The following is a 20189-nucleotide window of genomic DNA, read 5'->3' as shown; positions in this document are numbered from 1 at the left end:
CGGCCGGACCGCTTTCGCCGGGAAGTGTCTAGCCGGGTCCCTGGCAGCCCTGCACCAGCGCGATACCCAGCGCCACCACCAGCGTCACGACGACGAACACGAACAGCCGCTGCCTGAGCAGCCGCGGGTTGGCAGGCCGCAGGCCCGTCCCCGTCGTCCGGCCCCCCGGACGACGGGCCCCGGTGCCGGAGCGGTTCGTGTTCCGGGAAGCCGGCGTCGGGCGCGCCCCCTTGCGGGACGGCGTACCCCCGCGCGAGGAACTGTCGCGCGCGGCGCCGCCCCGCGAGGAACCGTCGCGGGCTGCGCCGCCCCGCGACGCGGGCACACTCCGGCCGCCGCGCCCGGACGGCGAACCGCTGCTCCTGGGGGCGGACCCGCGCCCGCGCGGAGGCGGAGAGCCCGGACCGCCCTGACGGCGCTGCGTCCGCTCCGGGTAGGTGTCCGCGAGGCGAGCGGTGGACCGCTCCGACTCGGCCTCTCGCGGGGCCGGCGGACGGACGTCGGCGAGCCCCTGTGTCTCCCGCGCCGCGATCTCCTTGAGCCGCAGCGACAGTTGGAGCGTGCTGGGCCGCTCCTCGGGGTCCTTCGCCAGACAGGCGCGGACCAGGGGGGCCAAGGCGTCCGGGACGCCGTGCAGTTGGGCCTCCTCGTGCACCACGCGGTACAGCATCACTTCCGAACTGCCATGCCCGAAGGGGGAGTCGCCCATCGACGCGTACGCGAGCGTGGCGCCCAGCGAGAACACGTCCGTGGCCGGGGTGACCGCCGCGCCGCGCACCTGCTCCGGGGCGAGGAAGCCGGGCGAGCCGACCGCCGTACCGACATGCGTGAGCGTCGACGCGCCGGTCGCCCACGCGATGCCGAAGTCGATGATCCGCGGACCCTTCGGGGACAGCAGGATGTTGGACGGTTTGAGGTCACGGTGCACCACACCCGCCTCGTGCACGGCGACCAGACCCTCCGAGAGGGCCGCGCCGACGGCGGCGACGTCCGCCGCGACCAGCGGCCCCTCGTCGGCGACCTTGTCGTGCAGCGAGGGCCCCGGCACATACTGCGTGGCGAACCAGGGACGGTCCGCGTCGAGATCAGCGGCCACCAGACGGGCCGTGCAGCCGCCCCGGATGCGGCGGGCCGCCGACACCTCACGCGCGAAGCGCGAACGGAACTCCTGGTCCTCGGCCAGATCGGGCCGGATGACCTTCAGCGCGACCCGCTGGCCCTTCTTGTCGGAGCCCAGGTAGACCACGCCCATCCCGCCCGCGCCGAGGCGCCGGTGGAGCCTGAAAGAGCCGACGACGCGCGGGTCCTCGCGCCTCAGGCGCATCATCGCCATGTTCATCCCCGCTGCCCGGTCCTGTGACGTGCCACAGCTTACGTTTCCACGGCCGTCCGTGCGCAGAGGCCGCGCCCTCTCGAAGCGGTGGATTGTCAGTGGCGGGTGGGACACTTGAAAGGTGGTCAGGGAGCGCGCGGGCGGGCCTGGTCCGCGCGGCTGGTGATCCCAACCACCCGACGGTGAAGGGGGATTGATCGCGTGAAGGGTGACCGGGTGGAGATCGTCGTGGACGCGGGGGACACGACGCGTACGTACGAGGTGGTGGCGAGCAGGGCGGGGCGCCGGGTGGAGACCGCGGTACGCCGGGGGGTGGTGGAAGTGAGCGAAGTCACCCGAACCGGGGCTGTGGTGCGGACCGCCCGGTTCATGGCGAACCGGGTGCTCGCGCTGGTGGAGCAGCCGGTGCCGCGGGAGGACGGCTCGGAGAAAGCGGGGCAGAGCGGGCGGCCCTTCGGGGATGTCCCTGAGGCTTAGGAGTCCGTCTCCACCCAGGGGAGTACGCCGTGGGGGAGGGCTCATCCTCCGGGAGGCCCGGCAATCGGTACGAGGGCATGACGTCGGGGGAGGGCATGGCGCCTAGATTTGAGGTCAAGCGGCGGGTGCAGCACTCGTCCCCCGAGGTCAGACGCCCGCCGCTGTCAGAGACAACAGAAACGGCCGGGAGAGGGACCATGGCGTACACGCGGGAGAGCGGCGACGGGCGTCGCCATCCGCTGGTGGCGACGCTGATGGCCCTGCCCCTGGCGGTCCTGCTCCTCCTCGTCTTCGACGGGTGGGAGACGGTGGCCACACAGGCGTCGTCCGTGGGCGAGATGCTGGGGCGCTGAACAGCGACCCCAGGCCCGGATGAGCGGTCCGGGCGGGGACATCCACCCATGAAACCCCGTGGGGACGGGGGTGCGGCGGACGGCAAAATGCCGGCGCAGCTGGGGAGCTGCGCCGGCATTGCTTTGCCCGTACGCGCCGCTTCGGGTTCGAACGGAGTGCGGCAGAACGGTCTGCCGTCCACCGGTCTCTGCCGTCCTCCGCGGGCAGTCGTGCCGCTGGGGCGGCACGGGTGGGCGCGACGGCACCCCGTCGGCGCCGGGCTGCGCCAACACCCCCCGGACCACACCAACGCCGGGTATCCGTGACCCCCACACCCGCCGGCCCCGGCAGAACGCCCCCGTACCCTCACCCCGTGACCCCGGACCTCCTGCCCGCCCTGACCGCTCACCTCAAGGCGACCGCCCACACAAGCGACCGCACCTGCCACTGCCCCACCACCACCCTCGCCGCCCGCGAAGACGCCACCGTCGTACGTCACGCCGGCACCGTCGCCAAGGCCCACGCCCCCGACGCCGACCCCACCGAGCTGACCCGCCGTCTCACCGTGGCCACCCGACTCCCCGGCACCCTCCTCGCCCCGCTCACCCCGGCCCCCACAGAACTGCGCGGACGGCTCGTCACCCACTGGCCGTACGGCACCCCCGTGGACCCGGACGACCCCGACGCCGCCCCCTGGGAGGCCGCGGCCACCCTCCTCGCCCACATGCACCGCACCCCCGCCCCCACCGCCGTACCGCCCATGCGCGGCCCCGCCAAGGCCGCCCGCGCCATCGAACTCCTCCGCGCCGCCGCCCCTCACCACCCCGCCGCCACCCCCGTCCTCGACGCCTGGTCCGCCCTGCCGTCCTGGGCCCGCGACGAGGCCCCCATGCCGGACGCCACCACCCTCTGCCACGGCGACTTCCATCTCGGCCAGCTCATACGCCACCCCGAGCACGACGGCTGGCTGCTCATCGACGTCGACGACCTCGGCACCGGCGTACCGGAGTGGGATCTGGCCCGCCCGGCCGCCTGGTACGCCTGCGGACTGCTCGCCCCCGACGAGTGGCACCGCTTCCTGACCGCCTACCGTGCCGCCGGCGGTACGGCCGTAACGCCCGACGGCGACCCCTGGACCGCCCTCGACGTCCCGGCCCGCGCCCTCACGGCCCAGACCGCCGCCCGCTCCGTCACCAAGGCCGTCGCGGCCGGCCGGCCCCTGGACGAGGTGGAGCGGTCACTGGTCGACGCCTGCGCGCGCATGGGTTCCGTAAGCCTTTCGTCCCCGGCGAGTTGAGCGGAAGTTTCCCGAAGTAGGGTGCAACCGACCCGCAGCCGGACAGAGTCTGTCCTGGCGATACGCGAAGCAGGAACGACCGGCTAGGAGTTGAACCGATCATGCAGTGTCCGAAGTGCCATGCCCCGATGCACACCTACAACCGCAACGGTGTCCAGATCGAGCAGTGCAGCGGGTGCCGCGGCATCTTCCTCGACTACGGCGAGCTGGAGTCGCTGACCCGGCTCGAGGCCCAGTGGTCGCAGCCCGCCCCGCCGGTGCCGCCCGCCCCGCAGGCGTACCCGGCCGCGCCGGCCCCCGCCTGGGGCGCCCCGCACGGCGGCCACCACGGCCATCACCGCCAGAAGGGCTTCGGACGGATGCTCTTCTCCAGCTGACGCCGGACACGACGAAGCCCCCGGTCGATGGACCGGGGGCTTCGGACGGTGTGGACGATACTGGGATTGAACCAGTGACCTCTTCCGTGTCAGGGAAGCGCTCTCCCGCTGAGCTAATCGTCCTCGGGAACCACGATCACTCCATGGAGCGGATCATGGGCACTGCGTGCGCGATACTGGGATTGAACCAGTGACCTCTTCCGTGTCAGGGAAGCGCTCTCCCGCTGAGCTAATCGCGCGGGGGATCCGGAGATCCAGTGGACGATACTGGGATTGAACCAGTGACCTCTTCCGTGTCAGGGAAGCGCTCTCCCGCTGAGCTAATCGTCCTTGGAGGTGGAGACGGGATTTGAACCCGTGTAGACGGCTTTGCAGGCCGTTGCCTCGCCTCTCGGCCACTCCACCAGGAGTGCGGGGGACCCGGAAGCCCCCTCTTCCTTCGAGCGGACGACGAGGTTCGAACTCGCGACCTCAACCTTGGCAAGGTTGCGCTCTACCAACTGAGCTACGTCCGCCTGTCGTTTCGGTCGGCTTGCGCGTCCCGGCGACGAAGTGAACTCTAGCGGATTCCCGGGCCAGGACAAAAACCCGTTTGTGCAGCGTGCTGCGCTGCGCCCGCTCACCGAGGTGCCCGGGCGGCCGGAATCGCGCCCGCCATAGACTCGGCATGTGCTGGACCTGCCCCCTCTCGCCCGCTTCGGCGACCGCGTCGCCACCGGTCTCCTCGACGTCACCGACGACCCCGCCGCCCTGGACTCCACGGGATTCTGGGCCGTCGCCGCCGACTTCGAGGGGCGGCTGACCTGCGCCCGCTTCCGTGAGGTCCGGGAACAGGCGGTCCCCGCTCCGGTGCCCGGGACCTGGCGGGGGCCCGCGGTCCATGACTGGACGTCCTCGCTGGACCACGCCGCGTACACGGCGGCCGTACGACGCATCCGTGAGCACATAGCCGCCGGCGAGGTCTATCAGGCGAACCTCTGCCGTGTCCTGTCCGCGCCCGTACCGGCCGGCACCGACGTGGACGCCCTCACCGCCCTGCTCGCCCGGGGCAACCCGGCACCGTATGCCGGAACGATTCGTCTGCCCGCGTACGGCGTGGAGATCGCCACCGCGTCCCCCGAACTGTTCCTGCGCCGGCAGGGCCGTGTCGTCGAGTCCGGGCCGATCAAGGGCACCGGGCGCACCGAGGCCGACCTGCTGGAGAAGGACTACGCCGAGAACGTGATGATCGTCGACCTGGTCCGCAACGACATCGGACAGGTCTGCGCCACCGGCACCGTGACCGTGCCCGACCTGTGCGCCGTCGAGAAGCACCCGGGTCTCGTCCACCTCGTGTCGACCGTGCGCGGCGAACTGCGGGACGGTGCCGGCTGGCCCGCGCTGCTGGACGCCGCCTTCCCGCCCGGCTCCGTCACCGGCGCGCCCAAGTCCAGCGCGCTGCGGATCATCGACGCGCTGGAGACGGCGCCCCGCGGCCCCTACTGCGGCGGGATCGGCTGGGTCGACGCCGACCGCGGCACCGGGGTGCTCGCGGTCGGCATCCGCACCTTCTGGATCGACCGGGCCCCGGGCGGCGACGCCGTCCTGCGGTTCGGCACCGGCGCCGGCATCACCTGGGGCTCCGACCCCGAGGGGGAGTGGCGGGAGACCGAGCTGAAGGCCTCCCGGCTGCTCGCGGTAGCGTCGGGAACGTACGAGATGAGCGAAGGGACCCAGAGGTGAAGATCTGGCTCGACGGCGGGCTGCAGGACGCCGAGTCCGCCCGTGTCTCCGTCTTCGACCACGGACTGACCGTGGGCGACGGCATCTTCGAGACGGTGAAGGCGGTGGACGGACGCCCGTTCGCGCTCACCCGGCATCTCGACCGGCTGACCCGGTCGGCCCGCGGGCTCGGCCTGCCCGACCCCGATCTCGACGAGGTCCGCCGCGCCTGCGCCGCCGTCCTGGAGGCCAACCCGATGCCGCTCGGCCGGCTGCGCCTCACCTACACCGGCGGCCACGGCCCGCTCGGCTCCGACCGCGGAGACCACGGACCGACCCTCGTGGTCGCCCTCGGCGAGACCACCCGCCGCCCCGACACCACGGCCGTCGTCACCGTGCCCTGGACCCGCAACGAACGCGGCGCGCTCACCGGCCTGAAGACCACCTCGTACGCCGAGAACGTCGTCGCCCTCGCCCGCGCGCGCGAGCGGGGCGCGTCGGAGGCGCTGTTCGGCAACACCGTCGGCGCGCTCTGCGAGGGCACCGGATCGAACGTCTTCGTCGTCCTCGACGGCGAACTCCACACCCCGCCGACGGCCTCCGGCTGTCTCGCCGGCATCACCCGCGCCCTCGCCGTCGAGTGGACCGGCGCCAAGGAGACCGACCTGCCGCTGGACGTCCTGGAGCGGGCCGAGGAGGTCTTCCTCACCTCCACGCTGCGCGACGTCCAGGCCGTGCACCGCGTCGACGACCGCGAACTGCCCGGCGCCCCCGGCCCGGTGACCGCCAAGGCCATGCGGATCTTCGACGAACGCTCCGGCGCGGACCTGGATCCGTGACGGGCCCGGAATTCGCCCGGTGCGGAGCGCGGACGACAGGGGCGGGCGGGTAGAACATCCTCGATGACCACCACCCTGCGGCCGGCCGAGCCGCTTCAGCAGAACCCCGACGGCACGCGTTCACGCCACTACCAGGTGTGCGTCAACAGCCGTCCCGTCGGCGCGATTCACCTCGGTACGCATCCCGTCTTCGGCGCCGCCGTGGCCCGGATCATGCGCCTGCGCATCGAGGAGCCGGACCGACGGCGGGGCCGGGGCACGGTGGCCGCCCTCGCCGCCGAGGAGGTGGCGCGCGGCTGGGGCTGCCGCCGTATCGAGTCCGCGGTCCCCGCCGATCCGCGGGCCGCCCTCGCGCTCGCCACGACGCTGGGGTACGTCGTGCGCAACCGGAACATGGAGAAGCCCCTGGGGGCCGCCCCGCCCGTACTGCCGGACGGCAGTGCGGTCCGGCCCATGACCGACGCCGAGTTCGGGCCCTGGCTCGCCAAGGGGCAGGAGGACTACGCGGGGGACTGGATACGGCGCGGGGTGCCGGAGGCCGAGGCGCGGGCCAAGGCGGCGGCGGACCATGCCGCGCTGCTGCCCGACGGCCGCGCCACCGAGGGCATGCTCCTCAGCGTCCTCGAACACGAGGGCACTCCCGTCGGCACCCTGTGGCTGTCGGTGCGCGGGGAACGGGCCTACGTCTTCGACGTCGAGACCACCGCCGGCCACCGCGGCCGGGGTCACGGACGTACCCTCATGCTGCTCGCCGAGGCCCAGTCGGCCGCGTCCGGCAACCGCCGCATCGGCCTCAACGTATTCGCCGGCAACACCCCGGCCGAACGCCTCTACGACTCCCTCGGCTACACCACGACCCAGTACTCGATGTACAAACCGCTGCTCTGAGGGCGGACGGTCCCGGGTTCCGGCCGGCGACGCCTCTGCTCACGGGGGCCTCACGGGAATGTCGTCCCGCCGCCGGCCCCTCCGGCCGCGAGCCGCCGGTGACGGGGACGCCGACCACGCTCCCGTGAGCCACCCGGCGCTGCGCCGTGTGCCGTCCGCTCCATGAGAGGCCTCGCGGCGGCGACCCCCGCCGGGTGCGCCGCCCACGCGGCTCCTCGGCCCGGGAGCGGTTCTGGGCAGCAGCCCCTAACCCTGCTCGGCCAGCAGCCTGTCCGCGATCTCCTCGACGCGCTCGCGCAGGCCCTCCTGGCTCTTGCCGCCGTCGAGGCGCTCGCCGCCGATGACATACGTCGGGGTGCCGGTCACCCCGATCGCCTTGCCCTCGGCCTGGTCCGCGTCCACGATCAGGATGTGCCGCCCGTCGATCAGCGCGGTGTCGAACTCCTCGGCGTCCAGACCGAGTTCGCGGGCGACCTCGACGAGGAAGGACTCGCCCAGGCGGTCCAGTTCCTCGACCCGGTTCAGTACGGCCTCGACGTACGGCCACCCCTGCCCCTGCTCCAGCGCCTCTTCGGCGGCCTGGGCTGCGGCGAACGCGTGCTTGTGCTTCTCCAGCGGGAAGTGCCGCAGCCGCAGCTCCAGACGGTCCCCGTAACGGGCCCGCAGGGCGCGGAGGTCGTCGAGGGCGCTTCGGCAGTCGGGACACTGCAGCTCGCACCAGACGTCGAGGACGGGGGCGGCGGGGCGGGCGGGGGAGGAGTCGCTCATGCCCCCAGTCTTCCAGCCGATCTCCCGGACCACCCAATCGCACCTGCGACGACACCGGATCACGAGAGCCCACCGGTGCCCGCCACGTCCGGGCGTACTCCACGGGGACCCGGGAACGCGGCCCGCCCAGGACCGGAGGCCGCAGCCCCGGCGGCGCGTACCGATACCCGGGTCGGGGGCGGTAGCCCGGGGCGGGGAGCTCGGTGCCAGGGCCTGGTCTGCTGCCGGGACCGTCGAGGGCGGACCCCGTGGGGGGAGCGGCGGCCGGGGGTGCCCACGGCAGGGAGCGCCGACGGCCGGGCTGGGGCGAGCCCGTGGCGGGAAGCCTGGTGCCGGGGGGCGGGTCCGCTGCGGGGGCGTGGCCGGACCGGAACCGAGATGGGGGCCCGGGGCGGCAGCCCGGCGGGGGAGCGACGGCAGCCGGGGACCGGGGCTGCGGCTCGGGGCGGGGGAGCGCCGGTGCCGGGTGGCACGAACCCGCCGGTCACCGGAGGCGTCGGCGGCACCCGCCGTCACCCCGGCGGAGGAGTGGTGACCCGGAGATGTCCCTGATGTCCGGGCGGAGCATGGCCCGCCGGGGGGTCGCAGGTGCAGGATGGAGGGGACGACGTGACATGTGATCGCACCCTGCCTGGAGGACCGGATGATTGCCGAGACCGTATGCTCCGCCGTCTCCGTGGCCGGCCTGGGCATCGCGGCTGTCACGGCCTACCGCAAGCGCTTCCTCGCGGCGGCCCGCATCGCCGCCTACTCGCTCGTCCCCATCGGCCTGGTGATGACCGGTGTCGTGGACTGGCTGGCCGACACCGCGTTCAGCCCGACGGCATGGGCCGGCTTCGGAGTGCTGGGCCTGTCCTGGGTGCTGTTCGCGACCACCCGCACCGTGGAGCGCAGGCGCGGCGGCGGCACCCGCAAGGAGCGCAAGGCGGCCCGGGCCGCGGCGCGGCCCGAGGCGGTCGCGCCCGGGGCCTCCGCGCCCTCCCTGGGCCAGGGCTCCCGCCCGGCCGCCCGCCCCGCACCCGCCGCCTCCCGGGGCGACGAGGACTTCAGCGACATCGAGGCCATCCTGAAGAAGCACGGCATATGACCGCGGCGTACCGCCGCTGAAGAGAGGCGCCTGACCGGCGGAAACGCCACAGTGTGTCCCGTACCGCCCGGAAGTGATCACAAGCCGCACCGTAGATCACGGAATCGGCGAACCGGCATTCACTCCGTGAGCGTTGATCGCGTAGGGCGCTCCCGATGCGTCATCATCGCGGCGAGATGCTGGACACGACACAGAGCGATGCCACGCGGCAGCAGGACGAGCCGCGCGGATGCCTCTTCGCCCTTTCCCAGCCACCGCTGATGATCTTCCTTGCGGTGATCGGGTGTCTGCTGCTCACGGCTGCCCTGCACGACCTGCTGTGGCTGTGAGCCGTACCCGCGGTACCCGGCGTCACCCGTCGGGACCGCGTCGGCACGGCATCGAACTTCCCCGCGAGGGCGGGTCAGCCCGCCGCCTCCTTGCGCCGCGCCCGGTACGCGGCCACGTGCAGACGGTTTCCGCAGGTGCGGCTGTCGCAGTAGCGGCGCGAGCGGTTGCGGGAGAGGTCGACGAAGGCGTGCCGGCAGTCCGGCGCCTCACAGCGCCGCAGCCGTTCCTGCTCCCCGGCGACCACGAAGAACGCCAGCGCCATCCCGCAGTCGGCGGCCAGGTGGTCGGCCACGGAGGCACCGGGCGCGAAGTAGTGCACATGCCAGTCGTAGCCGTCGTGGTCGGTGAGCCGGGGCGTGGTGCCCGCGGCCGCGATCAGCTCGTTGATCAGCGTGGCGGCGGCACGGGCGTCCGGAGCGGCGAAGACCGCAGCGAACCGGCCGCGTATCCTGCGCACCGCGGTCAGGTCGAACTCCGTGAGCGCCCCGACCTCGCTCACCTCGTGCTGCCGCACGAACTCCTTCAGCGCCGCGACGTCCGGCAGCCCCTCCGGTGTCGTGTCGTCCTCCGGTGCGGAGTTCACCAGATCCACCACGGTGTCCAGCGCGCACCGGGTGTCGTGGGTGATCAGCACAGTCAGCTCCCTGGCCTGGGGTCGGGCGGGCGCCCGCCGGTAACGGCCGATGCTAGTGCTCCGGCGCGCCCCTTACCTCCCCCGCTCCGCACATGGCTTCGATTCCAACGCCGGAACCCCCGCCGACGTTCCCGATCACCCGTTCGGCTCAGCGTCGGCCCGGCGATCCGGCCGGAGCGGTCCGGCGGCGCCCCGCAGCCCGGGTGGGGAGTGCCTGGTGGGGGTGGGGGAGGACCCGCAGGGCTCCGCCTCGCCGGCCCGATCCACCGGGCCGGCCCCTGCCCCCGCACACGCAGCGCAACGGCGCCGCCCGCGGAACCCCGCGGTGTCGGCGCCGTTGTGTGTGAGCCGTGTGCGGCACTCCGCAGGCGGCTGTCCGGGCCCGCGCCGTCTCCCCGAGTGGACGGCGCCGGGCGGCTTGGTGAGCCTCGCCTAGCTTTCCGCCAGGATGTGCGAGAGCTCCTGGTCGAGGTCGAAGTGCCGATGTTCCGTGCCGGGCGGCACGGCGGCGTCTGTGCGCTTCAGGAAGGACTCCAGAGCCCTTGCCGGGGCCTCCAGCAGGGCCTCCCCCTCCGGTGAGCTCAGGGCGATGCACACGACGCCCTGACCGTGACTGCGCGACGGCCAGACGCGGACGTCGCCGGTGCCCGTGGGACGGTGAAGCCCCTCGGCGAGGAGGTCACGGGCGAACACCCACTCGACGGTCTCCTCGGCTCCGGTGTGGAAGGTGGCGTGCACGGCGTAGGGGTCGGCCGTGTCGTACCGCAGGCCTGCGGGGACAGGCAGGGAGGACTCGCTCGACACAACGAGGCGCAGGTGCAGCTCGCAGCTGACCGTGGTGTTCATAAGCGCCAGGGCCTTTCGCTCAGTGTGCGCTCGGGGATTCGCACGTCGGCGAAATCGACATGCCACCTACGGTGCCGTTGTAAACCCCTCTGAGTGTTTTGCGTGCGTTTACGTAACTCTTCCGGCCGAAAGATCGTTCGCGCTCATCACCCATTCCGGTGGTGTCTTTCGCTCCGGTAGTGTTTGGGCGTATGAACACGGGGAGTGACAAGCCTGGCGAGGCCGCCGTCGCGGCCCACGGGGCGACGGCGGCCGACGGTGACGGCGAGGGACGGGCCGAGCGGGGGCTCGGTTCCAGGGCACCGGAATTCGTCAAAGCGCGCCGCGCGCTGCATCTGAGCTGGCAGGTCGGGGTCTTCATCGTCGGCCTGGCGGTCGTGGTGGCCGGCATCATCATGCTGCCCCTGCCGGGGCCGGGCTGGGTCGTGATATTCGGCGGCATGGCGATCTGGGCCACCGAGTTCGTCTGGGCCCAGCTGGTGCTGCGCTGGACCAAGCGAAAAGTCACCGAGGCGGCGCAGCGCGCGCTGGATCCCAGAGTGCGGCGCCGGAACATCATCCTGACCTCCATCGGGGTGGTGATCATCGCGGTGCTGGCCGGGATCTACCTGTGGAAGTTCGGCCTCGAGATGCCCTGGAAGATCAAGGACCAGTGACCGGCGGAGGGCACAGTCCGGCCCGGCTCCCGCTGGTCACGGGCACCCCCTGACATGGGGTAATGTTCTCCCTGCGTCCGGGCGATTAGCTCAGTGGGAGAGCGCTTCGTTCACACCGAAGAGGTCACTGGTTCGAACCCAGTATCGCCCACCGGATCATCAAGCGGCCCGGCTCACCAGGAGTGAGCCGGGCCGCTTCGTCGTGCCGCGGAGCGGGCGGCTCCCGTGCGTCCGGGGCTTCCGCTTCCGCTCCCCTTCATCCAACCGTGACCTTCCGCCGCGGCCCCTCCCGCAGTCCCGAAGCTGTTCGGCCCGTCGGTCGCAGGGACGTCACCTGGGCGTTTGCGGCCGGCCCCCGGCCGCGGTCCGCGATACCGGCCGCCATCGCCCCGCGGCCCCGCATATGAATTCCTGTCCGAATCATTGACGTGTCCGGGGGCCCTCCGTAACTTGTGCCAGCAAGCGCTTACTTGAAACGATTCATGAGGCGGACGCGAACGTCGCGGGGAGGCTCATATGCAGCAGGGTGGCAATGTGGAGAGGCGGACGATCCTCAAAGCGGCGGGGGCCTCGCTCGCCGTCGCGGGAATCGGTGCGACGGCCACCGCGTGCGGCGGCGACAGCGGTTCGGGGGACGGGACGGTCGAACTCCGTTACGCGTGGTGGGGCGGCGAGCCGCGCACCATCGCCATCAAGAAGACGATCGCGCTCTTCGAGAAGAAGTTCCCGAAGATCAAGATCAAGCCCGAATTCACCGATTACGAAGCATTCTGGGAGAAGTTCCAGACCCAGGCCTCCGGTGGAAATCCCCCGGACGTTTTCCAGAATGCGGTCGGTTTCCTGCGTAAGTACGACAAGCGCGGTGTTCTGCTGGACCTCAAGGCCCAGGCGGACGCCGGGAATCTGAGCCTGGACAACTTCCGCAACGGCGTGCTGGCGAACGGTCAGGTCGACGGCAAGCAGATCGCCGTCCCCGTCGGCGCCAACACCATGGCGCTCGTCATCGACCTCAAGGCCTTCGAGAAGGCCGGCGTGGAGGCGCAGTTCGGCTGGACCTGGGACGAGTACTTCGCCGCGCTGCAGACCATCCAGGACAAGCTGAAGATCGCCGGTGACACCGGCTACTTCAGCATCATGTACCTCTACGACCTCTACCTCCGGCAGAACGGAAAGGCCTTCTTCACCGACAGCGATCTCGGCTTCACCGAGGACGATCTGACGCAGTGGTGGGAGGACGGCTACAAGCGAGTGAAGTCCGGGCTGGTCGCCGACCCGAAGAAGGTCGAACAGGCCAAGCCCAAGTCCGCGCTCTCGGCGGGCCTCGCCGCGTCCGAGTTCACCTGGGACAACTTCTCCATCCGCTACGAGGGCGAGGGCGAGTCGGACTACGGCCTCGCCCCCATCCCCACCACGGACGGCAAGGACACCGGCCAGTACCTCGGCTCGCTGATGCTGAGCGCCTTCTCCGGGACCAAGCACCCCAAGGAAGTCGCCCAGTTCATCGACTTCATGGTCCACGACCCCGAGGTCGGCGAGATCATGGGCTACGACCGCGGCATCCTCGCCACCACCGAGCAGTACGACGCGTTCAAGCCCGCCGACGCCAACAACAAGGGCGTCGCCGCCTACGAGGACGAGGTCGCGAAGGCCGGCGTCCTCGGCAAGATCACCCCGCACCCGTCGGGCGCCGACGTCATCGAGGCGGCGTTCCTGCGCATCGGCGGCGAGGTCGCCCAGGGCAAGACCAAGCCGGCCGACGCCGCCAAGGCACTGTTCAGCGAGGCCAAGGCCGCGTTCGCCGGCTGAGGGGACGTACGACCATGACGCTCGTCAAGGAAGCGCCCGCGCGCCCGGCCGGGAAGCGGTCCGCCGCTCCCGCCGCCGGGCGGCGCGGGCGGCGCCGCGAGAATCTCGCCGGCTATCTCTTCATGTCGCCGTGGATCGCGGGCTTCCTGCTGCTCACGGCGGGCCCGATGATCGCGTCGCTGTACTACGCGTTCACCAGCTACAACCTGTTCACGCCGCCCCGGTGGATCGGCCTGGACAACTTCACGACGATGTTCCAGGACCCGCGCTGGCAGAAGTCGGTCGAGGTCACCCTCAAGTACGTCGTCGTGGCGACCCCGCTCAAACTGCTGCTCGCGCTCGGTGTCGCGCTGCTGCTCGCGCAGAGGCGGCGCGGACAGGGCCTGTACCGGGCCGCCTTCTACATGCCCTCGCTCATCGGCGCCAGCGTCTCCGTCGGCTTCGTGTGGCGGGCGCTGTTCTCCGACGACGCCGTCGTGGACCGTACGCAGAAGATCTTCGGCCTCGACGTGGGCGGCTGGATCGGCAACCCCGACTACGTCATCTACGCCCTGGTGGCCCTGAGCATCTGGCAGTTCGGCGCGCCCATGGTCATCTTCCTGGCCGGCCTCAAGCAGGTCCCGCAGGAGCTGTACGAGGCCGCCGAGATGGACGGTGCCGGACCGCTGCGCCGATTCTGGAACGTCACCCTGCCGATGATCTCCCCGGTGCTGTTCTTCAACGTGCTGCTGGAGTCCATCCACGCGTTCCAGGTGTTCGGCTCCGCCTACGTCGTCTCCGACACCCGGTGCGGACCCGCCGACGCCACGCTCGTCTACACCTGTTACCTCTACCAGAAGGGCTTCAAGGAGGCCCAGATGGGCTTCGCCTCCGCGATGGCCTGGACGCTGGTGATCGCGGTGGCGCTCGTCACGGCGGTCCTGTTCTGGTCGCAGAAGAAGTGGGTGCACTACGAGGAGGCCGCCAAGTGACCAGTGCCACCACCAGCCCCGCCCTGTCCGCCGCGAAGGGGCGGCGGCGTCACGGATCGATCGTCTGGCACGTGGGCGCGCTCGCCGTCCTCGCGGTCGTCCTCTACCCCGTGATATGGGTGATCGGCGCCTCGTTCAAGCCGAGCAAGGACATCATCGCCAGCCTCGACCTGCTGCCCACCGCGCCGGTCTGGGAGAACTTCTCCGGGCTCGCCGACGGCATCTCCGGCATCTCCATCGGCAGCTTCTTCTGGAACTCGCTGATGTACGCGGTCCTCGCCGTGATCGGTGTCGTGCTGTCCAGCTCGCTGACCGCGTACGCCTTCGCCAAGATCCGGTTCGCCGGGCGGAACCTGCTCTTCACCCTGATGATCGGCACGCTGCTGCTGCCGTACCACGTGCTGCTCATCCCGCAGTACGTGCTCTTCCGCAACCTCGAGCTCACCGACACCCTGGTGCCGCTGGTCGCGGGCAAGTTCCTGGCCACCGAGGCCTTCTTCGTCTTCCTGATGGTGCAGTTCATGCGCGGACTGCCGAGGGAACTGGACGAGGCCGCGAAGCTCGACGGCTGCGGGCATCTGCGCACCTACTGGTCGATCGTGCTGCCGCTGAGCCGGCCCGCCATCATCACCAGCGCCATCTTCACCTTCATCAACGCCTGGAACGACTTCATGGGGCCGCTGATCTACCTCAACACCCCCGAGAAGTACACGGTCTCCCTCGGGCTGATGATGTTCCGCGACCAGGAGGGCGTCTCCAACTACGGCAGCATGATCGCGATGTCGCTGGTGGCGCTGGTGCCGGTCGTCGCCTTCTTCATGGCCTTCCAGCGCTATCTCATCGACGGGATGGCGACCTCCGGACTGAAGGGCTGAGGCGGTCGCCATGGCGCAAGTACGCGTGAAGGCCCGTGCCCCGCGCAGGGCCCCGGTGTTCGGCGAGCGCTTCTCGGTGTTCGCCGAGTGCCTGCTCACCGGCGTGTGGATCGCCGTCGCCGGCCTCGGCGTCGTCACCTACCCGGCCGCGTTCGCCGCCGGCGCACGGCACCTGCGGCGTCGTACCTCCCATCAGGCCGGTGGCCTGCGGGAGTTCGCCGCCGACTTCCGTACGGCCGTGCGCGGCGGGTGGGCCGTCGGGCTCGCCGGATGGGCGGTGGCGGCCGCGGTCTGGGTGGACGTCCTCGCCGTCCGGGCCGGGCTGCCCGGCGGGCCGCTCGTCGGGGCCGTCGGTGTCTTCGCGCTGATCGGGGCCGTCGTGGCCCTGCTGCGGGCGGCCGCCGCCTGGACGCCCGGCGCGTCCTGGCGGCCGCTGCTCGCGGAGGCGGGGCGGCGGACCGTGCTCGATCCCGCCGGATCCTTCCTGGTCGTCTGCGGGCTGGGCGTGGTGGTCCTGTCCGCCTGGTTCGTCCCGCCGCTGGCGGTTCCCGTCCTCGGGGCCGTCGCGGCGGCGGCCGTCGCCGTGGAGGAGCGGTACCGGCACCGCTGAGCGGCGGTGCCCGCATCCCGAGGCCGGCGCTCCGGCGTCGCGTCCGTGTCTGTCATGCCCTTGACATCCCCATGCATCACCGCAATGGAAAGGAAAGGCCATGTCCCCCATCCCCCGCAGATCCCTGCTCAAGGCGGCAGCCGTCACCGGCGCCGCCGCCCAGTTCAGCTGGGCCCTCGGCACCCAGAACGCCGCCGCCGCACCCCGCGCCGAAGCCGCCGCCGACCCGGTCACCCTGAACTGGCTGGAGGACGGCGGCCTCGGAGCGGCCCCCGGCTCCACCGTCGGCGTGCCCTGGCCCAAGGGCGTCCACCAGGACGACCAGACCTTCGCACTGACCGACGCCGACGGAAGATCCGTCCCCGTCCAGTCCTGGCCCCTCGCCCACTGGCCCGACGGCTCCCTCAAGTGGACCGCCCACGCCGTGAGTTCGGGCACCGGCAAGCTCACCCTGACCGCCGGGGCGCCCACCGCGCCCGAGAAGAAGGTCACCGTCGACAGACGCGGCGGCACCATCGACGTATCGACCGGGGTCATCACCGCCAGGATCGGCACGTCCGGCACCACCATCGTCAAGTCCGTCCGGCGCGGCACCACCGAGATCGCCAGGAACGGCCGCCTCGTCGTCCTGCGCCAGCCCGAGTTCGAGGACGGCGACCAGACGACCGTCAGGACCGAACGCTTCGAGGGCGCCATCTCCGACGTCACCGTCGAACAGGACGGACCCGTCCGCGCGGTCGTCCGCGTCGACGGGAAGCACCGCCGGGGCCACCGCGGCCTGCTGCCGTTCTCCATCCGCCTCTACTTCTACGCCGGCGCCGACTCCTTCCGCATGGTGCACACCATCACCTATGACGGAAAGCAGGAACCCGGCAAGGCGAGCGGCGACTTCCTGCGCGGCATCGGCGTCCGCTTCACCGTCCCCATGCGCGACGAGTCCTACGACCGCCACATCCGCCTCGGCGGCGAAGGCACCGGACTGCTCCGCGAGGCCGTCAAGGGCGTCACCGGACTGCGCCGCGACCCCGGAGCCGCCGTACAGGCCGCCCAGTTCGCGGGCGAGAGACTGCCCGACCCCGCCACCTGGGACCAGCGCGTCACCACCCGCCTCCAGTACATTCCCGAATGGGGTGACTACACCCTCTCCCAGCTCTCCGCCGACGGCTTCACCCTGCGCAAACGCACCAAGAAGGGGTACGGCTGGATCGGCGCCGGCGGCGGCCGGCGCGCCTCCGGCTTCGGCTACGTCGGCGGAGCCGGCGGCGGCCTCTCCTTCGGCCTGCGCGACTTCTGGGAGAAGCACCCCGCCCAGCTCGACATCCGCGACGCCCAGACCGACGAGGCCGAGGTCACCCTCTGGCTCTGGTCACCCGAAGCCCAGCCCATGGACCTGCGCTTCTACCACGACGGCATGGGCCAGGACACCTTCCCCGAACAGATCGAGGGCCTCAACATCACCTACGAGGACTACGAGCCCGGATTCGGCACCCCCTACGGAATCGCCCGCACCTCCGAACTCCTCTTCTGGGCCAACGCGTCCACCCCCACAGCCGACGAACTCGCCGAACAGATCGAAGCCGTACGCGTCCTCCCCCAGCTCGCCGCCCCGCCGAAGCAGCTCATCGACGCCAAGGTCTTCGGCCCCGGCCTGTACGCCGAACCCGACCGCTCCACCCCCGCCAAGGCCAAGATCGAGGACCACCTCGACTTCCTCTTCACCTACTACAAGGACCAGGTGGAGCAACGCCGCTGGTACGGCTTCTGGGACTACGGCGACATCATGCACACCTACGACACCGTCCGGCACCAGTGGCGGTACGACGTCGGCGGCTACGCCTGGGACAACTTCGAACTCTCGCCCGACCTGTGGCTCTGGTACGCCTACCTGCGCTCCGGCCGCGCCGACATCTTCCGCTTCGCCGAGTCCATGACCCGCCACACCGGCGAGGTCGACGTCTACCACATCGGCGAATGGGCCGGCCTCGGCACCCGGCACGGCGTCCAGCACTACGCCGACAGCGCCAAACAGCAGCGCATCGCCAACACCACCTACCGCCGCTACTACTACTTCCTCACCGCCGACGAACGCGTCGGCGACCTCATGCACGCCAACGTCGACTCCGACGAGACCTTCCTCGCCCTCGACCCGCTGCGCAAGATCCGCACCGAGCCCTACACACCCGACCGCAACGCCCTGTCCATCGGCTTCGGCACCGACTGGAGCGGACTGGTCTCCGCCTGGCTCACCGAATGGGAACGCAAGGGCCCCAAGTGGGAGAAGGCCAGGGCCCGCGTGCTCTCCACCATGGAGACCATCGCCGCCCAGCCCAACGGCTTCGTCCAGGGCAGCGGCCTGTACGACCTCGACACCGGCAGGTTCGCCGTCGCCGACACCCCCAAGGTGGAGGTGTCCCATCTGTCCGCCGTCTTCGGCCTCAACGAACTGTGCGCCGAACTCATCGACCTCGTCGACATGCCGGAATTCGAGGAGGCCTACTACGACTACTGCCGCTACTTCAACGCCGGCAAGACCGAACAGGCCGAGCGCTACGGCGCCAACTTCGGCAGCCTGATCCTCTTCCAGGGCCACTCCCGCCTCGACGCCTACGCCGCCGTACGCACCGGCGACCGGAAACTGGCCGAGCGGGCCTGGCAGAAGTTCTACGACTCCGACGGTTACAAGGAATCGGCACCCTGGAAGACCGAGAGGATCAGCGGCCCCACCGCCCTCGTCGCCGGCGGTGAGGCCACCTGGGTCTCCACGAACGACACCGCCCTCTACGGCCTCGCCGCCATCGAACTGCTGTCACTCCTCGGAGACCGCATGCCGTAGACGCACACAACGGGCGCGGACGGGAACACTGCGACCATGGACTGGAACCATTACCGCTTCCGCAGTCTGTGGACCCTGTCCGCGCCCGCCCCCGTGGTCTTCCACGTCCTGGGGCGGATCGAGGACTACCCACTGTGGTGGCCCCAGGTACGCGACGTCACCCGGCTCGACGACACCAGCGGCATCCTCACCATCCGCTCCCTCCTGCCCTACGACCTCACCTCGACCGTGCGCGAGGGGCGCCGCGACCCGGAAACCGGCATCCTCGAGGTCGGCCTGTCCGGCGACATCGACGGCTGGGCCCGCTGGACCGTCACCCGCCTCGGCGCCGACCGCGCTCTCGCCCACTACGAGCAGGAGGTCGACGTCCGCAAACGCCTCCTGCGCCTGCTCGCCGTACCCGCACGCCCGATCCTCCGCGCCAACCACACCCTGATGATGCGCGCCGGGGAGCGAGGTCTCGCCGCCCACCTGGAAGCGGTTTGAAGGAAGCCTCCCCGGACCTGTATTGTTCAGTCCGTTCCCGGGCGATTAGCTCAGTGGGAGAGCGCTTCGTTCACACCGAAGAGGTCACTGGTTCGAACCCAGTATCGCCCACCGGGAAAAGCCGGTCCGTCCCCGACGGACCGGCTTTCTTGTACCCCCGGAAGCCACCGCTCACGCCGCCGCCGGCAGCTCCGGACGCAGCGGCCACGCCGGATCCACCTCCTCGTCCGCGCCCGCGCGCGCGAACCACGCCTGCGGCCCCCGCGCCTGCGCCGCATGCCACACCGCCTGCAACGCGTGCAGCTCACCGGGGGTGAGCCGCTCCAGCCGGGACGCGAAACGCCGTCCCACCGCCCGGGTCACCTCCAGCGCCGCCACCGCGTCCGCCGCCGCGTCATGCGCCCCCTCCAGCGCCACGCCGTAGTGCGCGCACAGATCCGACAGCGTGCGCCCGCCCTTGCGGTAACGGTCCAGATGTCTGTCCAGCACCCACGGATCCAGCACCAGCAGCGGTCTCCGGTCCAGCCAGCGGTCCAGCGACGACGCCCGATGCCGGCGCAACTCCCGGTCCAGCAACGTCAGATCGAACGGCGCGTTCATCACCACCAGCGGCCGCCCCACCGCCGCCTGCTCGGCCAGCGCCTGAGCCGTCTCGTACATCACCGGCGCGGGCCAGCGGCCGTTGCGCTGCAGATGCTCCTCCGTCAGACCGTGCACCTCGGTCGACCCGGCCGGTACCGGCACCCCCGGATTCACCAGCCAACGGGTCACCCTCGGCCGCGCACCCGGCGCGTCCTGCACGACGAGCGCGGCCGACACGATCCGGTCGCTCTCGACGTCCACACCCGTCGTCTCCGTGTCGAAAGCGGCCAGCGGCCCCTCGTACCAGCACGCCATACCCACCAACCCCTCACTCACCAGGAGCAGTCGGCGCACAGCCCACTGCCCGGAAAGGTGATACCCGGGCTGTTTGCGCCGTACGCCGCTGGGCGGCAACAGGAGTACGGGTCCCGGCGGTTCAGCGACCCACAGCCTGAAGGCA

The 20189-nt window shown here is 71.2% G+C and carries 21 protein-coding genes and 7 tRNA genes; 18 read left to right on the top strand and 10 right to left on the bottom strand.

Annotation, left to right across the window (positions count from 1 at the left end):
* Window positions 1–28: 28 nt before the first annotated feature.
* Entirely contained in the window at window positions 29–1339 is a 1311-nt protein-coding gene (locus tag IF28_RS0119390; protein WP_030221756.1) for a serine/threonine-protein kinase, read from the bottom strand.
* Window positions 1340–1534: 195 nt separating this feature from the next.
* On the opposite strand from IF28_RS0119390, the gene IF28_RS0119385 reads away from it, so the two are divergent.
* The 4 genes from IF28_RS0119385 to IF28_RS0119370 all read left to right on the top strand — a co-directional run bounded on the left by IF28_RS0119385 (window position 1535) and on the right by IF28_RS0119370 (window position 3817).
* Entirely contained in the window at window positions 1535–1810 is a 276-nt protein-coding gene (locus IF28_RS0119385; RefSeq protein WP_030221752.1) for a hypothetical protein, read from the top strand.
* Window positions 1811–2007: 197 nt separating this feature from the next.
* The gene (locus IF28_RS38705) at window positions 2008–2163 is read left to right on the top strand and encodes a hypothetical protein (protein ID WP_030221749.1); all 156 of its coding nucleotides are present in this window, start codon (window positions 2008–2010) and stop codon (window positions 2161–2163) included.
* 353 nt (window positions 2164–2516) lie between these two features.
* Window positions 2517–3440, top strand: coding sequence for a phosphotransferase family protein (locus IF28_RS0119375; protein ID WP_030221747.1), 924 nt, complete (start codon window positions 2517–2519; stop codon window positions 3438–3440).
* A gap of 101 nt (window positions 3441–3541) precedes the next feature.
* Complete coding sequence (locus tag IF28_RS0119370) at window positions 3542–3817, top strand: zf-TFIIB domain-containing protein (RefSeq protein ID WP_037893571.1); 276 nt, start codon at window positions 3542–3544, stop codon at window positions 3815–3817.
* 51 nt (window positions 3818–3868) lie between these two features.
* On the opposite strand, the gene IF28_RS0119365 is transcribed toward IF28_RS0119370, so the two are convergent.
* The 5 genes from IF28_RS0119365 to IF28_RS0119345 form a co-directional block, all read right to left on the bottom strand.
* Window positions 3869–3940: transfer RNA gene (locus IF28_RS0119365), tRNA-Val, on the bottom strand.
* A gap of 44 nt (window positions 3941–3984) precedes the next feature.
* Window positions 3985–4056, bottom strand: a tRNA-Val gene (locus IF28_RS0119360).
* A gap of 19 nt (window positions 4057–4075) precedes the next feature.
* Window positions 4076–4147: transfer RNA gene (locus tag IF28_RS0119355), tRNA-Val, on the bottom strand.
* 1 nt (window position 4148) lies between these two features.
* Window positions 4149–4222, bottom strand: a tRNA-Cys gene (locus IF28_RS0119350).
* A gap of 37 nt (window positions 4223–4259) precedes the next feature.
* Window positions 4260–4332, bottom strand: a tRNA-Gly gene (locus IF28_RS0119345).
* 154 nt (window positions 4333–4486) lie between these two features.
* Between IF28_RS0119345 and IF28_RS0119340 the strand changes: the two genes are divergently transcribed.
* The 3 genes from IF28_RS0119340 (at window position 4487) to IF28_RS0119330 (ending at window position 7245) form a co-directional block, all read left to right on the top strand.
* On the top strand, window positions 4487–5539 hold the full coding sequence (locus IF28_RS0119340; RefSeq protein ID WP_030221744.1) for a chorismate-binding protein: 1053 nt from the start codon (window positions 4487–4489) through the stop codon (window positions 5537–5539).
* Window positions 5536–6357 carry an aminotransferase class IV gene (locus tag IF28_RS0119335; RefSeq protein ID WP_030221743.1) on the top strand — a complete coding sequence of 274 codons (822 nt, stop codon included), beginning with the start codon at window positions 5536–5538 and terminating at the stop codon, window positions 6355–6357. The genes IF28_RS0119340 and IF28_RS0119335 overlap by 4 nt, the downstream gene beginning before the upstream one ends.
* Before the next feature lie 63 nt (window positions 6358–6420).
* Window positions 6421–7245, top strand: a complete 825-nt coding sequence (locus IF28_RS0119330; protein ID WP_030221741.1) for a GNAT family N-acetyltransferase — start codon at window positions 6421–6423, stop codon at window positions 7243–7245.
* Window positions 7246–7491: 246 nt separating this feature from the next.
* Here the strand turns inward: IF28_RS0119330 and IF28_RS0119325 are convergent, their stop codons facing one another.
* Window positions 7492–8013 (bottom strand): DsbA family protein, encoded by a 522-nt coding sequence (locus IF28_RS0119325; protein WP_030221740.1) that lies wholly within the window; start codon window positions 8011–8013, stop codon window positions 7492–7494.
* A gap of 643 nt (window positions 8014–8656) precedes the next feature.
* Between IF28_RS0119325 and IF28_RS0119320 the strand changes: the two genes are divergently transcribed.
* On the top strand, window positions 8657–9100 hold the full coding sequence (locus IF28_RS0119320; protein ID WP_030221738.1) for a hypothetical protein: 444 nt from the start codon (window positions 8657–8659) through the stop codon (window positions 9098–9100).
* A gap of 155 nt (window positions 9101–9255) precedes the next feature.
* Window positions 9256–9429, top strand: coding sequence for a hypothetical protein (locus IF28_RS39240; RefSeq protein WP_158713699.1), 174 nt, complete (start codon window positions 9256–9258; stop codon window positions 9427–9429).
* A gap of 74 nt (window positions 9430–9503) precedes the next feature.
* Here the strand turns inward: IF28_RS39240 and IF28_RS0119310 are convergent, their stop codons facing one another.
* Together IF28_RS0119310 and IF28_RS0119305 are read right to left on the bottom strand one after the other, a co-directional pair.
* The gene (locus IF28_RS0119310; RefSeq protein ID WP_030221734.1) at window positions 9504–10064 is read right to left on the bottom strand and encodes a CGNR zinc finger domain-containing protein; all 561 of its coding nucleotides are present in this window, start codon (window positions 10062–10064) and stop codon (window positions 9504–9506) included.
* 432 nt (window positions 10065–10496) lie between these two features.
* Window positions 10497–10910, bottom strand: a complete 414-nt coding sequence (locus tag IF28_RS0119305; RefSeq protein ID WP_004002642.1) for an SsgA family sporulation/cell division regulator — start codon at window positions 10908–10910, stop codon at window positions 10497–10499.
* A gap of 191 nt (window positions 10911–11101) precedes the next feature.
* On the opposite strand from IF28_RS0119305, the gene IF28_RS0119300 reads away from it, so the two are divergent.
* The 9 genes from IF28_RS0119300 to IF28_RS0119260 all read left to right on the top strand — a co-directional run bounded on the left by IF28_RS0119300 (window position 11102) and on the right by IF28_RS0119260 (window position 19258).
* Window positions 11102–11566 carry a TIGR02611 family protein gene (locus IF28_RS0119300; RefSeq protein WP_030221732.1) on the top strand — a complete coding sequence of 155 codons (465 nt, stop codon included), beginning with the start codon at window positions 11102–11104 and terminating at the stop codon, window positions 11564–11566.
* 79 nt (window positions 11567–11645) lie between these two features.
* Window positions 11646–11717 (top strand) — tRNA-Val (locus IF28_RS0119295).
* A gap of 365 nt (window positions 11718–12082) precedes the next feature.
* Window positions 12083–13372, top strand: a complete 1290-nt coding sequence (locus IF28_RS0119290) for an extracellular solute-binding protein (RefSeq protein WP_030221729.1) — start codon at window positions 12083–12085, stop codon at window positions 13370–13372.
* 14 nt (window positions 13373–13386) lie between these two features.
* The gene (locus tag IF28_RS0119285; RefSeq protein ID WP_030221727.1) at window positions 13387–14343 is read left to right on the top strand and encodes a carbohydrate ABC transporter permease; all 957 of its coding nucleotides are present in this window, start codon (window positions 13387–13389) and stop codon (window positions 14341–14343) included.
* Window positions 14340–15218, top strand: coding sequence for a carbohydrate ABC transporter permease (locus tag IF28_RS0119280; protein WP_030221724.1), 879 nt, complete (start codon window positions 14340–14342; stop codon window positions 15216–15218). Before IF28_RS0119285 ends, IF28_RS0119280 begins: the two co-directional genes overlap by 4 nt.
* A 10-nt stretch (window positions 15219–15228) precedes the next feature.
* On the top strand, window positions 15229–15828 hold the full coding sequence (locus tag IF28_RS0119275) for a hypothetical protein (protein ID WP_030221723.1): 600 nt from the start codon (window positions 15229–15231) through the stop codon (window positions 15826–15828).
* Between the two features lie 100 nt (window positions 15829–15928).
* On the top strand, window positions 15929–18661 hold the full coding sequence (locus tag IF28_RS0119270) for a hypothetical protein (RefSeq protein ID WP_030221721.1): 2733 nt from the start codon (window positions 15929–15931) through the stop codon (window positions 18659–18661).
* A gap of 36 nt (window positions 18662–18697) precedes the next feature.
* Window positions 18698–19147: an SRPBCC family protein gene (locus IF28_RS0119265; RefSeq protein WP_030221720.1), complete on the top strand. Its 450-nt coding sequence runs from the start codon at window positions 18698–18700 to the stop codon at window positions 19145–19147.
* A 39-nt stretch (window positions 19148–19186) separates the two neighbouring features.
* Window positions 19187–19258 (top strand) — tRNA-Val (locus IF28_RS0119260).
* A 60-nt stretch (window positions 19259–19318) separates the two neighbouring features.
* On the opposite strand, the gene IF28_RS0119255 is transcribed toward IF28_RS0119260, so the two are convergent.
* Window positions 19319–20044: a 3'-5' exonuclease gene (locus IF28_RS0119255; RefSeq protein ID WP_030221719.1), complete on the bottom strand. Its 726-nt coding sequence runs from the start codon at window positions 20042–20044 to the stop codon at window positions 19319–19321.
* Window positions 20045–20189: the final 145 nt, after the last annotated feature.

Source organism: Streptomyces sp. NRRL WC-3626 (assembly GCF_000718785.1).
GTDB classification, from domain to species: domain Bacteria; phylum Actinomycetota; class Actinomycetes; order Streptomycetales; family Streptomycetaceae; genus Streptomyces; species Streptomyces edwardsiae.
This window is presented reverse-complemented; position numbering and strand designations above follow the sequence as displayed.